This window comes from Enterovirga sp. CN4-39 (assembly GCF_049446235.1).
Taxonomy (GTDB): Bacteria; Pseudomonadota; Alphaproteobacteria; order Rhizobiales; family Beijerinckiaceae; genus Enterovirga.
Genome location: NZ_JBMSEF010000009.1, coordinates 149,274 through 163,411 on the forward strand (window position 1 = coordinate 149,274; position 14,138 = coordinate 163,411).

General features: G+C 69.2%; 15 protein-coding genes. 8 read left to right on the forward strand and 7 right to left on the reverse strand.

Features of this window, described 5'->3' with window-relative positions:
• Positions 1-2 precede the first annotated feature (2 nt).
• Positions 3-395: an endonuclease domain-containing protein gene (locus ACO2SS_RS16140; RefSeq protein WP_423278762.1), complete on the forward strand. Its 393-nt coding sequence runs from the start codon at positions 3-5 to the stop codon at positions 393-395.
• A 68-nt stretch (positions 396-463) separates the two neighbouring features.
• Positions 464-2,839, forward strand: a complete 2,376-nt coding sequence (locus ACO2SS_RS16145; RefSeq protein WP_423278764.1) for a transglycosylase domain-containing protein — start codon at positions 464-466, stop codon at positions 2,837-2,839.
• Positions 2,840-2,871: 32 nt separating this feature from the next.
• Here ACO2SS_RS16145 and ACO2SS_RS16150 read toward each other — a convergent pair whose 3' ends face one another.
• On the reverse strand, positions 2,872-3,333 hold the full coding sequence (locus ACO2SS_RS16150) for a GatB/YqeY domain-containing protein (RefSeq protein WP_423278766.1): 462 nt from the start codon (positions 3,331-3,333) through the stop codon (positions 2,872-2,874).
• 121 nt (positions 3,334-3,454) lie between these two features.
• On the opposite strand from ACO2SS_RS16150, the gene carA reads away from it, so the two are divergent.
• From carA to ACO2SS_RS16170, 4 genes are all read left to right on the forward strand, one after another.
• Positions 3,455-4,699 (forward strand): glutamine-hydrolyzing carbamoyl-phosphate synthase small subunit, encoded by a 1,245-nt coding sequence (carA, locus tag ACO2SS_RS16155; RefSeq protein ID WP_423278768.1) that lies wholly within the window; start codon positions 3,455-3,457, stop codon positions 4,697-4,699.
• A gap of 127 nt (positions 4,700-4,826) precedes the next feature.
• The gene (locus ACO2SS_RS16160) at positions 4,827-5,210 is read left to right on the forward strand and encodes a hypothetical protein (RefSeq protein ID WP_423278770.1); all 384 of its coding nucleotides are present in this window, start codon (positions 4,827-4,829) and stop codon (positions 5,208-5,210) included.
• A 101-nt stretch (positions 5,211-5,311) separates the two neighbouring features.
• Entirely contained in the window at positions 5,312-5,812 is a 501-nt protein-coding gene (locus tag ACO2SS_RS16165) for a cupin domain-containing protein (RefSeq protein ID WP_423278772.1), read from the forward strand.
• Positions 5,809-6,507 carry a class I SAM-dependent methyltransferase gene (locus tag ACO2SS_RS16170; protein ID WP_423278774.1) on the forward strand — a complete coding sequence of 233 codons (699 nt, stop codon included), beginning with the start codon at positions 5,809-5,811 and terminating at the stop codon, positions 6,505-6,507. The genes ACO2SS_RS16165 and ACO2SS_RS16170 overlap by 4 nt, the downstream gene beginning before the upstream one ends.
• Here ACO2SS_RS16170 and purD read toward each other — a convergent pair whose 3' ends face one another.
• Positions 6,508-7,782, reverse strand: a complete 1,275-nt coding sequence (purD, locus tag ACO2SS_RS16175) for a phosphoribosylamine--glycine ligase (protein WP_423278776.1) — start codon at positions 7,780-7,782, stop codon at positions 6,508-6,510. It abuts the gene before it with no gap.
• A 102-nt stretch (positions 7,783-7,884) separates the two neighbouring features.
• Here purD and xseA point away from each other — a divergent pair, with 102 nt between their 5' ends.
• Positions 7,885-9,450, forward strand: coding sequence for an exodeoxyribonuclease VII large subunit (gene xseA / locus ACO2SS_RS16180; RefSeq protein WP_423278778.1), 1,566 nt, complete (start codon positions 7,885-7,887; stop codon positions 9,448-9,450).
• Positions 9,451-9,490: 40 nt separating this feature from the next.
• The gene (locus tag ACO2SS_RS16185; RefSeq protein WP_423278780.1) at positions 9,491-9,706 is read left to right on the forward strand and encodes a DUF2093 domain-containing protein; all 216 of its coding nucleotides are present in this window, start codon (positions 9,491-9,493) and stop codon (positions 9,704-9,706) included.
• On the opposite strand, the gene lpxK is transcribed toward ACO2SS_RS16185, so the two are convergent.
• From lpxK to ACO2SS_RS16210, 5 genes are read right to left on the reverse strand one after another with little or no spacing between them, the layout of a single operon-like run.
• Positions 9,707-10,708 carry a tetraacyldisaccharide 4'-kinase gene (lpxK, locus tag ACO2SS_RS16190; RefSeq protein ID WP_423278782.1) on the reverse strand — a complete coding sequence of 334 codons (1,002 nt, stop codon included), beginning with the start codon at positions 10,706-10,708 and terminating at the stop codon, positions 9,707-9,709.
• Complete coding sequence (locus ACO2SS_RS16195) at positions 10,705-12,009, reverse strand: 3-deoxy-D-manno-octulosonic acid transferase (protein WP_423278784.1); 1,305 nt, start codon at positions 12,007-12,009, stop codon at positions 10,705-10,707. The genes lpxK and ACO2SS_RS16195 overlap by 4 nt, the downstream gene beginning before the upstream one ends.
• Positions 12,006-12,752 carry a lysophospholipid acyltransferase family protein gene (locus tag ACO2SS_RS16200; protein ID WP_423278785.1) on the reverse strand — a complete coding sequence of 249 codons (747 nt, stop codon included), beginning with the start codon at positions 12,750-12,752 and terminating at the stop codon, positions 12,006-12,008. The genes ACO2SS_RS16195 and ACO2SS_RS16200 overlap by 4 nt, the downstream gene beginning before the upstream one ends.
• Positions 12,753-12,756: 4 nt before the next feature.
• Positions 12,757-12,984, reverse strand: coding sequence for a DUF4170 domain-containing protein (locus tag ACO2SS_RS16205; protein WP_423278786.1), 228 nt, complete (start codon positions 12,982-12,984; stop codon positions 12,757-12,759).
• A 34-nt stretch (positions 12,985-13,018) separates the two neighbouring features.
• Positions 13,019-13,822, reverse strand: a complete 804-nt coding sequence (locus ACO2SS_RS16210) for a 3'(2'),5'-bisphosphate nucleotidase CysQ (RefSeq protein WP_423278787.1) — start codon at positions 13,820-13,822, stop codon at positions 13,019-13,021.
• Between the last annotated feature and the right edge of the window lie 316 nt (positions 13,823-14,138).

Consider the following 14,138-nt stretch of genomic DNA (forward strand, 5'->3'; position numbering starts at 1 on the left):
AGATGGCCCGCTCCGCAGATCAGCGCGACAGGCGCGATCCTCGGACCCCAAGGGCGCGCAGTCTTCGGCGGAGCGCGACCCCCGCGGAGCGGAGGCTCTGGCGGCAGCTTCGTCTGTTGGAGCTTCAGGGTGGCCACTTTCGCCGTCAGGTGCCGATCGGGCCCTATTTCGCCGACTTCGCGCATCAGGGCGCGAGGGTGATCGTGGAACTCGACGGTGCGCAGCACGGGCTGCCGGCGGGGCAGCGGCACGATGCTGTTCGCGCAGCTTATCTCGAGGGGGCCGGCCACCGCATCCTTCGTTTCTGGAACGGCGAGGTCGTTGAGAACCTCGACGGCGTTGTCGAGAGGATTCTGGCTGCCCTGCCGGAGCCGGGCTTGAGGGTAGGGGGATGAGCGAGCGGGTGCCTCTCCCTCCCCCCGCTTGCGGCGGGGAGGGTAAGGGTGGGGGGCGGTCGTGGCAGTTGCGACCTCTCACGCGCTGGTTCGGCCGGGCTCCCCCCACCCCTAGCCCCTCCCCGCCGCTTTTGCGGGGGGAGGGGAAGCGCCTCGCCCTCACCGTTGCGCTTGTCACGACCGCACTCGGTGCGGCCCTCGCTCTCCTCGTCCTCGACCGTGCGCGTCTCGAATCCCCGCCCGCCACGCCGATCCTCTACGATCGCAGCGGGGCGTTCCTGGCGCAGCTTGGGAATGAGACCGGGGCGGAGGGGGGCGGGCGGCAGATCGATTACGGGTATTGGCCGCTGGAGAAGCTCCCCGATCGGGTGGTTGCCGCGACGCTCGCGCTGGAAGACCGGCGCTTCCGGTCGCATCCGGGGCTGGACCCGCTCGCCCTCGCCCGCGCGGTCCGGCAGAACCTGACGAGCGGGCGGCGCATCTCCGGCGCTTCCACGATCGCCATGCAGGTCGCCCGCATGCAGCGGCCGGCCGCGCGTCATCTTGGGTCGAAGGCGCTCGAGGCCGCGACCGCCGTCGCGCTGACGCTCCGCTACGGCCGCGAGGCGGTGCTCGCGCAGTACCTGCGGCTCGTGCCTTATGGCAACGGCAGCCACGGCATTGCGCATGCGGCCCGGTTCTATCTCGACAAGCCCGTCGAGGACCTGTCCTGGGCCGAGATCGCGCTCCTGTCGGCGATCCCGCAGTCGCCGACCCGGATGAATCCGCTCCGGCCGGAGGGGCTCGCCGGCGCCATCAGGCGTGGGCATTCCATGCTCGACGAGCTCGGCCGGCAGGGGATCGTGACCGGGGCGGAGCTGTCGCTCGCCCACCGTCAGCTCGACGAGATTGCGCCGCCCCCCCGACCACGCCGGCCAGGCGCCCTGCATGCGCTGCTTCGGTTCGAGGCGCTGCGCGAGGCCGGGCAACTCGTGCCGGCGCGGGCGAGCGATCCCCGTATCACGACGAGCCTCGATCTCGGCATTCAGGAGCGGGTGAGTCGGCTCGCGGGCAAGCACCTGGCCGGCTGGCGTGCGGCCGGCGCCGAGCAGGTCGCCGTCAGGGTGGTCGAGCGCGGCACGCGCCGCGTCCTCGCCTCGCTCGGCTCGGTGGATTATCGCGACCGGCGGGGCGGGGCGATCGATTTCACGCGCGTGCAGCGCTCTCCGGGCTCGACGCTCAAGCCCTTTATCTATGCACTCGCCCTCGAGCGAGGACGTCTCCGTACGAGCGACGTCATCGCCGATCTTGCCGAGGGCGCGGCCGGGATCGGGAATGCCGACGGAGCCTTCCTCGGCCCGATGCTGCCTCGCCAGGCGCTCGCCAATTCCCGCAATGTCCCGGCCACGAACCTCCTGCGCGAGATCGGCCTCGAGGCGACCTTCCGCCACTTCCGGGCGCTCGGATTGCACGATCTCGAGGTGCCGGCCGAGAGTTTCGGGCTTTCGATGGCAATCGGCTCGCTGCCGACGAGCCTCGACCAGCTTGTCCGGGCCTATGCGGCTTTGGCCGAGGATGGCGTGATCGGCGATCTCGTCTGGTACGCAGGCGAGCGCGTCGCCCCGCCGCGCCGCGTCCTCTCCGTCGAGAGCGCGCGGCTCGTGACGCTCTTCCTGGCCGATCCCCTGGCCCGGCTACCGAGTTTCCCGCGGTATGGCGCGACCGAGTTCCCGTTTCCGGTCGCGCTCAAGACCGGGACGAGCCAGGGCTACCGTGATGCTTGGCTACTCGGCTGGTCCGCCAAATACGTCGTCGGCGTATGGGTCGGCCGTCCCGATGCCGGAACCATGAACGCGCTCTCCGGCGGGCGGGCCGCAGCGCGTCTCGCGCAGGCGATCTTGCACGAGTTGCACGGATCGAAGCCGGGGGACCTTGCCGAAACCGGCTTTCCGGCGCCGGAGGGCAGGGTGCCCGTCGAACTCTGCCTGATCGGAGGGAAGCGATCCGCCGGGAACTGCGGGCCTACCCTGACGGAATGGGTGAAGCCGGACGAGTTGCCCCCGCTCGAGGACGTCGCCGTCCTGCGTTCTACTGCGGCAGGGCCGCGTCTCGAACTGGTGGTGCCAGCGGCCCATCGGGCCTGGGCGCGGCAGGAGGGCTACCCGCTCGACGACGCCCCGCCGACATCGCCTGGCCCGGTCAAGCTTTCAGTGGCGACGCCCGAGCAGAACGCCCGGCTGTGGCGGAACCCGGACGCGCCGCCAGCCGCGAACCGGATCGTGCTCAAGGCGAATGTGGAGCCGCGCGTGCCGCAGGTCGTCTGGTACGTCGATGGCGAGCCTTTTGCCGTCACGGATCCCGACCTTCCGGTATTCTGGCCGATGCAGCCGGGGGTGCACCGCTTCCAGGTCCGTCTCCCCCTCCAGGAAGGCGCCTCCCGGCCGGTGCGGGTCGTGGTGGAATAGGTGTGGGATGCGGGCGGCTGCCCCGCCGGACCCTATCCCGCGGACAGCTTGTCCTTCACCCTCGGGCTGACCTTCCCGAAATCCATCCGGCCGGCGTAGTCGGCGCGAAGCTTGGCGATGACCTTGCCCATGTCCTTCACGGACGCGGCCCCGGTATCGGCGATCGCAGCCGCGATGGCGGCGTCGATCTCGGCCTCGCCGAGTTGCTGGGGCAGGAAGGACGAGATGACCTCGATCTCGCCCTTCTCCTGAGCGGCGAGTTCGGGGCGATCGTTCTGCTCGTAGATGGCGACCGATTCCTGGCGCTGCTTCACCATCTTCTGGAGGAGCGCGAGGATCTCGTCTTCGGAGATCGGGTCTTTCCCCTGGCCGCGCGCCTCGATGTCCCTGTCCTTCAGGGCGGCCTGGATCAGGCGGATCGTCGAGAGGCGGGCCTTGTCGCCGGCCTTCATGGCCGTCTTCAGGTCCTCGGTGAAACGTTCGCGCAGCGGCATGGCTCTGGTCCAGGATGACACGGTCCGGCGCGTTGACGCGGCGGTGAGGCGCTCCTAAGTGTCGAAACGCGCCCGTGACCGAATGTGTCGAGGTCGGCGCGACTTAGCCCGGATCAGCCCGATGTCGCAACAGCCCCACGCCCCCGGCGCCCTGCCGGGACGGCAATCCCCCGCGCCCGCCGATTCAGTGTCCGGCTGGGAAGAGCCGCGCCCGACCGCGCTCCTCGTCCTGGCTGACGGGACCGTGATCGAGGGACAAGGCATCGGCGCTGTGGGAGAGGCGTCCGGCGAGGTCTGCTTCAACACCTCTATGACCGGCTACCAGGAGATCCTGACCGACCCGTCCTATGCCGGGCAGATCGTCACCTTCACGTTCCCGCATATCGGCAATGTCGGGGCAAACGAGGAGGATGTCGAAACCGTCGATGTCGAAAAGACCTCCGGCGTATGCGGCACCGTCCTCGGCGCCAGCATCACCGAGCCGGCGAATTGGCGCGCGACCCGGCCGCTGGATGCCTGGCTGAAGGTGCGCGGGATCATCGGCATTACTGGCGTCGATACGCGCGCCCTGACGGCCCTCATCCGGGATCGTGGGATGCCGAATGCCGTGATCGCGCATGACCCCTCGGGCCGGTTCGACCTGGAGGCCCTGAAGGCTCGGGCGGCGGGCCTGCCGTCGATGGAAGGCCTCGACCTGGTCCCCATGGTCACCCGGGATGCGAACGGCCAGTGGACGGAGACGGTTTGGAAGCTGGGCGAGGGCTACGGCATCGGCGAAGCTGGCCGCTTCCACGTCGTGGCGATCGATTTCGGCATCAAGCGCAACATTCTGCGGCTTCTCACGGATGCGGGCTGCCGCGTGACGGTCGTTCCCGCCACCGCCACCGCGGACCAGATCCTCGCGCTCGAGCCGGATGGCATTTTCCTGTCGAACGGTCCGGGGGATCCGGCGGCGACGGGTGAATATGCCGTGCCGGTGATCCGCGAACTCCTGGACCGGAAGGTGCCGACCTTCGGGATCTGCCTCGGGCACCAGCTCATGAGCCTCGCGATCGGGGCCAAGACGATGAAGATGCACCAGGGGCATCACGGCGCGAATCACCCGGTTCGGGACAATACGACCGGGAAGGTCGAGATCGTGTCGATGAACCACGGCTTTGCCGTCGATCCCGCGACCCTGCCGCGCAACGCCGCCCAGACGCATGTATCGCTCTTCGACGGGACGAATTGCGGCATTGAGCTGACCGATCGGCCGGCCTTCTCGGTCCAGTATCACCCGGAGGCCTCCCCCGGCCCGCGCGACAGCCACTACCTGTTCGGGCGGTTCGTGAAGCTGATGGAGCAGCGCAACGCAAAAGGAGCCTGACGGTTCCCTGCGACGAAACAGCCCGGTTGCCGCAGGCGCGCTTCCCGCTGTAACCCTCGCTTAACGATGGCGCGCAAAGGTCGGCCAGCACAAGGCCGGCCAGCCGTCGGCGGGGCAGCAGGGCAACATGACACCTCAGGCGATCCCAAGCGGGCGTGCTCCCGATGATTTCACGCGCCTTCACCGGACGTTCGTAGAACATCTCGGAATAGCGGTCGGGCTCGCCTGGCTCGCCTCGGCTTATGCGGCTGCCTATGCGCCCTGGGTGCGGAATATCCGGGGTCTGATCGATCCCTTTGAGCGGCCTGAGAGCACCGCCTCCTACCTCTTTGCACTCCCGGCGCTCATGACCGCCGCCTGGCTCTGCGCGGCCCTAGGGGCAAACGCCTTCCGACGCTCGCAACTGCTCAAGAACCAGAATGTGGAGTTCGGGATAGCCGCGCTCGTGGCCTTTGCAGTGTTCTGCGTGTCGGTGTACCGGGCGGTAACGGCCTACTCGCTGGGCCTCTGATCAACTCGGACGTCCCACCCATTTCGACCAAGACCACGGCACGACGCCGCCCAAGAGCGCCGACCGAAACCCAGGCCGAGCCCGATACCGGGATCGAGGTCGTGCGCCTCGCCCCGGCGGGCGACGTGCCGAACAACGCCCTCCCGGTCGTGCTGCTGCGCGCCGCCATCGCCCCGGACCCGGAGGACGCGCCCGCATCCTTCGAGGAAACGTTCCGCCGGAATGGCTGGACGGGGACCTGGCGGAACGGTGTCTACCCCTACCACCACTACCACTCGACGGCGCACGAGGTGCTCGGGATCGCAAGCGGCTCGGCCCGGCTGTGCCTCGGCGGCGAGGATGGGCGGGAGGTCGAGGTTTCGGCAGGCGACGTGCTCGTGGTTCCGGCGGGCGTCGCGCATAAGCTCGTAGAGGAGCGGGACGGCTTCCTGGTGGTGGGGGCCTATGCAGGCGGCCGGCATTGGGACATCCTGAGGCCGCGCTCGGCCAGCCTCGGTCCGGCTCTCGACCGGATCGCCGCCGTGCCGTTCCCGGAGGCTGATCCCGTGCAGGGTGAAGACGGCATTCTTCTCAGGCTCTGGGCGGACGCGCTGGTCGCATGAGCTGGCGCGACTTCTGGAACGCTGACACCCCCATCTATGTGAACGAGCGTCACAAGGCGCTCCATTACGGGCTCGTTGCCCGCGACATTGTCGAACTCATTCCCTCCCGCGATGCGATCGTCCTCGATTACGGATGCGGCGAGGCCCTCTCGGCCGGCCGCGTGGCCGCGGCCTGTGGTCGTCTGTACCTCTGCGATGGCGCGCCGCTCGTGCGGGAGCGCCTGAACGCCCGGTTTCGGGGCGACCCGAAGGTGGTTGTGCTCGCGCCGGAGGACATGGGAGCCGTCGCCGATGGCACGCTCGACCTGATCGTCGTCAACTCGCTCCTGCAATACCTCTCGGTTGAGGAGTTCGGGGAACTCCTCAGCCTCTGGCGCGCCAAGCTCAAGGGCACCGGCCAGTTGGTGCTGGCCGACGTCATCCCGCCCGACATCCGGGCGGTCGATGATGCGGCCGCGCTTCTATCTTTCGGCTGGAAGGGCGGGTTCCTTCTGGCGGCCCTCAAGGGCCTCGCCCAGACGGCGGTCTCGGATTACCGCAAGCTGAGGGCGGAACTCGGGCTCACGCACTACGCGGAAGGCGAGATGCTGGACATCCTGCGCGGCCGCGGGTTCACGGCCGTCCGGCGCTCCGCCAATCTCGGTCACAACCCAAAGCGCATGACCTTCGTGGCCCGACCGGAGGCGGATAGCTAGCTAGGGCTCTCGCGCCACCGCGCGCCAGCCGATATCGGTCCGGTAGAATCCCTCCGGCCAGTCGATTCCCCGGACGGCCTCGTAGGCCTTCTCCTGAGCCTCCCGGATGGTCGGACCGAGCGCTGTCACGGCCAGCACGCGACCGCCATTCGCCACCAGATCCTCGCCGCGCAACGCCGTCCCGGCCTGGAAGACAATCACCTGATCGCGCCGGCCGACTTCCTCGACACCCCTGATGACCGAGCCCTTCTCGACCGCGCCGGGATAGCCCTTTGCGGCCATGACGACGGTCAGGGCGGCGAAATCGGACCAACTGATCCGGACCTCGTCGAGGACGCCGTCGACGGCCGCGACCATCGCGGCCACGATGTCGGTCCGCATCCGGGGGAGGATCACCTCCGCCTCCGGATCGCCGAAGCGGGTGTTGTACTCGATGAGCTTGGGCCCTTCGGCCGTGAGCATCAGGCCGGCATAGAGGATGCCCGTAAAGGGCGTGCCGCGCTGCCGCATGCCGTCCAGCGTCGGGAGGATGATGGTCTCCATCACCTCCGTCTCCAGGGCCGGGGTGAGGACGGGCGCCGGCGAATAGGCGCCCATCCCGCCCGTATTCGGCCCCCGGTCCCCGTCATGGACCCGCTTGTGATCCTGTGCGGTGCCGAGCGGGACGGCGTGGCTGCCGTCGCACAGGGCGAAGAAGCTCGCCTCCTCGCCGACGAGGCATTCCTCGATGACGACCTCGGCGCCGGCCTGGCCCAGGCTGCCGCCCAGCATCGACTCGACAGCCTCCTCGGCTTCCTCCAGCGTCGCCGCGACGACCACGCCCTTTCCGGCCGCCAAGCCGTCCGCCTTGATCACGATCGGGGCGCCGCGCTCGCCAAGATAGGCCTTGGCGGCGGCGGCGTCGGTGAAGCGCACGAAGGCGGCGGTCGGGATGTCGAACTCGCGCGCGAGCTCCTTCGTAAAGGCCTTGGAGCCTTCGAGCTGCGCGGCCGCGCCGGTCGGCCCGAAGGCCTTGATGCCGGCTGCCGCAAGATCGTCCACGAGGCCGGCGACGAGAGGCGCTTCCGGACCTACCACAACGAAGTCGACCGCCTCGCGTCGGCACAGCTCGGTGATCGCTGCGTGATCCGTGATGTCGATGGCAGCGTTCGTGCCGTGCTGGGCCGTGCCCGGATTTCCAGGCGCCGTGACCAGCCTTGTGCAAAGCGGGCTCGCCTGGATGGCGCGCGCCAGGGCGTGCTCGCGCCCGCCGGAGCCGATGAGCAGGATATTCAACCGCAGATCCTCTGAGACCCCTCCGCCCTACGGAGTTTCGGCCGGGCCTTCAACAGGGGAGGGCTCTTTGCCACCCGAGACCGCCGGCCTTAAGTCTCGATCATGATTCCCGCCGCCGCCCAGACCACCAATGCACCGGAATGGAGCGTCTCGGAGCTTTCGGGCGCCCTCAAGCGCACACTGGAGGACGCGTTCGGGCATGTGCGTCTCCGTGGCGAGATTTCAGGCTATCGCGGCCAGCATTCCTCCGGCCACGCCTATTTCTGCTTGAAGGACCGTGACGCCCGGATCGATGCGGTGATCTGGAAATCGGCCTTCAGCCGCATGCGCTTCAAGCCGCAGGAAGGACTCGAGGTGGTCGCGATCGGCCGCATCACGACCTTCCCGGGCAAGTCGACCTACCAGATCGTCGTCGAGCAACTCGAGCCCGCCGGCGTCGGCGCTCTGATGGCATTGCTGGAGGAGCGGCGGCGGCGCCTGACGACAGAAGGCCTTTTCGCCGAAGCGCGGAAGCGTCGGCCGTCCTTCCTGCCGCGGGTGATCGGCGTGGTGACCTCGCCGACGGGTGCCGTGATCCGGGACATTCTGCACCGGCTAGAGGACCGGTTTCCGCGGCATGTCCTCGTCTGGCCTGTCCGGGTTCAGGGAGAGACCTGCGCGGACGAGGTGGCGGCGGCGATCCGCGGCTTCGGTGCGCTCTCGCCCGAGGGTCCCATTCCGCGGCCCGACGTCCTCATCGTCGCGCGGGGAGGCGGCTCGCTCGAAGACCTGTGGGGCTTCAACGAGGAAGCCGTGGTACGGGCCGCCGCCGAGAGCCCGATCCCGCTCATCTCTGCTGTCGGCCACGAGACCGACTGGACGCTGATCGACCATGCGGCCGACCTGCGGGCGCCAACGCCGACGGGCGCAGCCGAGATGGCGGTGCCGGTCCGGGCGGAACTCGTCGTTCAGGTCGGCGGGACGGCCCGCCGGCAGGCAGAGGCGATGTTGCGGCTGGTCGAGAGCCGGCGCACGGAGCTGCGCTCCGCCGGCCGCGCCCTGCCGAGCCCCGAGGCGCTGGTCGGCGTGCCGCGCCAGCGGCTCGACCTGGCATGGGCCAAGCTCGGGCCGGGATTGCTGGCTAATGCGCGGGAACACGAGCGGGAGCTGAAGCGCGTTGCCGATCGGCTCGCGCGGCAGGCCCCCTACGTGAAGCTCGCCGAGATTCGCACGCGTTTGAACGCTGTCGGCGACAAACCCCGCATCTGTCTCGGCCGCATGGTGGCGGACAGGCGCAAGGCGCTGGCCGACCTTTCCGCCCGGCTCGCCTCAGGCCGGGACGCTGTGGTGCGCGCCGAGCGTGTCCGGATCGCGACCTGCCGGGAGCGTATCGCAGGCCTCGCCGGTCGGGCGGAGCGGAGCGCCCGGGCATCGCTCGATCGCCACGCCCACCGCCTCGACTCGCAGGCGAGCCTGCTCGCAAGCCTCGGCTACAGGTCGGTTCTCGCCCGCGGCTATGCGCTGGTGCGGGACGATCGGGACACGGTCATTCACGCGGCTGCCGAGGTCGCGCCCGGCCAGTCGCTCACGATCGAGTTCGCGGACGGCATCCGGCGGGTCCAGGCTGAGGGCGCGCGCCCGCGGCGCCGGCCGGACCCCCTTGTACAGACGAGCCTGTTCGATAACTGAGAGAAGACGGGTCAGGCGGCCCGAGTCCGGACTTCAGGCAATGAACAAGTACGAAGGCGGCGAAGCCATCATCGAGTACCGCGACTCGAACATTCGGGTCGTGCGTCCCGGACGCTTCGTACGCTGCGCCGTTACCGGCGATGCGATTCCGCTGGATCAGCTGAAATATTGGAGCGTGGAGCGCCAGGAGGCCTATGTCTCTCCCGCTGCGGTTCTGACCCGCCTTGGACTGCCGCAGCCGGCGAAGAAGGCCTGATCAGCGGCCCGCCAGCGTCGTTTCCAGCAATCGGCCGAGCCGGTCCGCCTGGAGCAGGGACAGGCTCACGGGCAGCTCCCGCACCTCGCTGACCCGCGGCTCGGCGGCCGCGAGAGCGGCAAGGCGCACGCCGTCCTTTTCCGTGGTGACCGGCACAAGATCGTGTCGCCTTGCTGCATCGAGCAGGTTCGCGACCTCGCCCGGGCGATAAGGGTGGTGATCGGCGAAGGCCCGCGTCTCCACCACCTCCGCTCCGAGCTGCCGCAGGGTCGCGAAGAACTTCTCCGGCCGCCCTATCCCGGCGAAGGCGAGGATCCGGCGCCCACTGAGCGCCGCCGCAGCCGCTGGGTCCGGCCGCAGCTCGCCGCGGAAGACGGGTAGGCCGCGGCGGATGGCCTTGGTGTGGACCGCATCCCCGGCCTCGCCAGGACCGATCACGATGACGGCATCGATCTGCGGCCATTGCGCAGAAAGCGGCGCTCGCAACGGACCCGCCGGAAGACAGAGACCGTTCCCTGTCCCGACCGCGCCGTCGAAGACCGCTATGGACAGGTCTTTCTCCAGCGAGGGGTTCTGCAGCCCGTCATCCATCACGATGGCGTTCGCGGCGAGCGATGCCGCGAGCGCGGCGCCGGCCGGCCGATCCTGGGAGACGATCGTCGGGGCGTCGCGGGCGAGCAGGAGCGACTCGTCCCCGACCTCGCGAGGGCTGTGGTGCCCCGGATCGACCACAAGCGGCCCCGCAAGCGCGCCGCCATAGCCCCGGGTGAGGAAGGCTGGTCTCCTGCCCATGCTGCGCAGCATGGATGCAATGTGGATCGCGGTCGGCGTCTTGCCCGAGCCGCCCACCGTGACGTTGCCGATGCAGATTACGGGAAGCTGCGCACGCTGGCCGGGCTGCCTCATCCGCCGCGCGGCAACGGCGCCGTAGATGAGCGAGGTGGGCTGGAGCGATCTGGCGGCCGGCCCCGGCGCACGCCACCAGAATCCCGGCGCCTTCACCAGAACGCTTCCCGGGCGTCGGCCGGTGCCGGCAGATAGGGTTCCAGCGCCTGCATGGTTCGCTCGAGCGCGCCGCCGAGCGACGCGGCGGTATCGGCGGCGGCCCGCGCCATGTCGCGCATCAAGGCACCGTTGCCGAGCAACGCAGCCGCCGCTGCCGCGAGGCTTCCCGCATCGGGCACGCAGACGGCTCCATTGTTCCGGTCGAGCGCATCGAAGATCTCGGCAAAGTTCTCCGTATGCTGGCCGTGCAGGATGGCGGTGCCGAGGCGGGCCGGCTCGAACGGGTTCTGGCCACCGCGCGGTACCAGTGTGCCTCCCATGAAGACCACCGGGGCGACGCGGTAGAAAAGGCCTAGCTCGCCGAGGGTATCGACGAGATAGAGGTCGGTTGCTTGGTCGGGCTCTGTCCCAAGCGAGCGCTGCGCCACGCCCAGGCCAGCCTCCGCGGCCGCCTGCGCGACCGCCGGGCCGCGTTCCGGGTGCCGCGGCGCCAGGATGGTCAGCAGGTTCCGCCGGCGTGCGGCAATCGCCTGGTGCGCCTCGAAGATAGCCGCATCCTCGCCGGGATGGGTGCTCGCGGCCATCCAGATCTCGCGTCCGGCCGTCATGCTCGCGAAGTGCTCGACCGCCGCCGGATCGGCCGGTGGCGGCGGCAGATCGAACTTGAGGTTTCCCGAGATCGTCGCGACGCTCGCACCCAGGGTCGAGAGGCGCTCGGCATCGGCCCGGCTCTGTGCCACGCAGAGCGCGAAGCGGCCGAACAGGGCACGGGCAATCTTTGGCGCCTTCCGCCAGCCCTCGAACGATCCGACGGACATGCGCCCGTTCACGAGCACGAGCGGGATCCCCGCACGCTCCAACTCGATGATGGTGTTCGGCCAGACCTCCGACTCGGCGAAGATCGCGAGGCGTGGACGCCAATGGCGGAGGAAACGTGCCAGGTAACGTGGCACGTCCAGGGGGAGGAATTGATGGCGAGCACCCGGGGGAAGTCGCCGGGCCAGGAGCCCGGCCGATGTCAGCGTCCCTGAGGTGACGAGGACCTTCACGCCGCGCCGCACCAGGGCGTCGATGACCGGGAGCAGCGCCATCGTCTCGCCGACCGACGCCCCATGCGCCCAGACGAGCTCCCCTGGCGGCCGCTCTCGTCCCGCAAAGCCGTAGCGTTCCCCGAGCCTACCCTCGTCCTCCTTGCCGTCGCGCACGCGTCGCCGGAGCCAGGCCGGCGCCGCTGCAGGCGCGAGACAGGACGTTGCCACCCTGTAGGCGAGGAGCGGGATCGGCAGCCGCTGGCTCATGCGGATGCCGGGTTTCCCGGCTCGGGAATGACCGCCTGGCGCGCGCCGGGATCGGTCCGCCCGACGAGCCCGTAGGCGCGGCCGTTGACCCGGTTCAGCTCCCGTTCGACGGCGAGCCGGGCGTCCTCGATCTCGTCGGCACCGGCATCGCGGGGCACTGCGATCGGCCGCCCGGCAACGATCGCGCCGCGGCCGAAGGGCAACCCGATACTCGCACGGTCCCAGCTCTTGAACACCAAACGTCGGCTCGTCGCGACCGCCACCGGTACGATCGGGCGCCCCGATATCCGGGCGAGCGTGACGATGCCTTCGCCGCAGCGGCGGGCGATCTTGGGCACGTCTGCGGTGAGGAACATGTTCTCGCCGCCCTCGAGCGCACGCAGCATCGCACGGAGTGCTGGCGCGCCGCCCTTCTGCCGCTGATCGCGGCCGCGCGCTCCCGAGCCGCGGATCGCCCGGACGCCGAGGTGATGCAGGGCGATCGCATTGAACTCGCCGTCCGCGGACCGTGAGACGAGGCTGGCGGCGCGATCCTGCTGTCGGCGCAGGTACGGCGCCATGAAATGATGTCCGTGCCACATCGCGCCGATGAAGGGCTGGATCGGCGCGAGCTCGCCATACATGTCGGCCGGCTCGTACACGAAGCGGTTCGTCACGCGCACGAGATCGAGATAGCGGGCGAGAAATAGCCCAAGCCCCTCCTGGGCCGGGCGCGTGCGGCTCAGCCGCTTGACGACCCCCATCGGCTCACGAACCCTGCGGGTCCAGCAGCCGGTGCAGGTGCACGATGAAGTAGCGCATCTGCGCGTTGTCGACCGTCGATTGCGCCTTGGCCTTCCAGGCGGCGTGCGCGGTCGCATAGTTCGGGTAGATGCCCACGATGTCGAGGGCCGACAGGTCCCGGAACTCGTGCGATTCGAGGTCGGTCAGTTCCCCGCCGAAGACGAGATGAAGGAGCTGCTTCTCTGCCGTCATGATGTCGTTCCCGGATTATGGTGTCTTCTGGCGCTCATCGGCCGCCGATGGCGGCAAGGAGGGCGCCGTGCAGTCGCTGAGGGCCCGCGGCGAGTTCGCCGTGCGAAGGCTCGGGCCGGTTGTAGACCGGCTTGTCCCCGTCGAGCGTCGTCAAGGCGCCACCCGCCTCGTGCAGGATCAGGTCGGCCGCCGCGATATCCCAGTCGCGCGCATCGGTGGACACGAGGCCGGCATCGACGGTGCCGTCCGCCACCCTTGCGATCCGCAGAGCAAGCGACGGTATCCGGGGCGGCCGGGTGATCGAAGGTACCTCCCTGGCCAGTCGGTCGAGGAACGGCTTTGGGCCGGCGACGCTGATCCCCTCGAGCGAACGCGCGTCGGACACGGCGATCGCCTCTCCGTCCCGGCGGGCTCCACGGCCTTCCTCGGCCTCGTAGATCGTCTCGTGCGCGGGCGCGTACACGATTCCCAGCACCGGCCGCGTGTTCTCCAGGAGCGCGATCGCGACCGACCAATCGTGGCTTCCTGACAGGAATGCCCTAGTTCCGTCTATCGGATCCACGATCCAGACGTATTTCCGGTCGAGCCGCCTCGGGTCGTCCGCGGTCTCCTCCGAAAGCCAGCCGGCCTCCGGCATAAGGCCGCTCAGCCGGACCTTCAGGAACGTGTCCACCGCGACATCTGCCTCAGTCACGGGCGAGCCGCCCGCCTTCGACCAGATGCGGGCCGAGGTGGAAAGGCCCGAGCGGAAGAATTTCATCGCAATCTCACCTGCCTCGCGGGCGATGTCCCGCACGGTGGGGGTGAGGTCGCTTGGATCGCGGATCAGGGAGGTCATGCGGCCGGGATGCTCGAGGGAAGCAATAGGTTCCCGACCTTGCAGCGGCAAGGACCGGACCAGCGGCCTGCGGCCGCGCGGGGCCAGGACCGCAATGTTCTGTTGAACATGAGGCGGGAAGGCGACAGATCAACGCGTATTTTACCGTAGCGATTAAGCTTCTGCCGGGTCGTCAGGTGCCATTGTCGCGCAGGTCAGAGCGGCACAAAAGCCGCCGGCAGGGTAAGGCATCAGATATGTCAGGCTACGACGGACAGGTCGGGGCCGCTTCCACTTCTGGGAGCAGCTCCGACCTGCGCCGGACCGTCTGTACGGG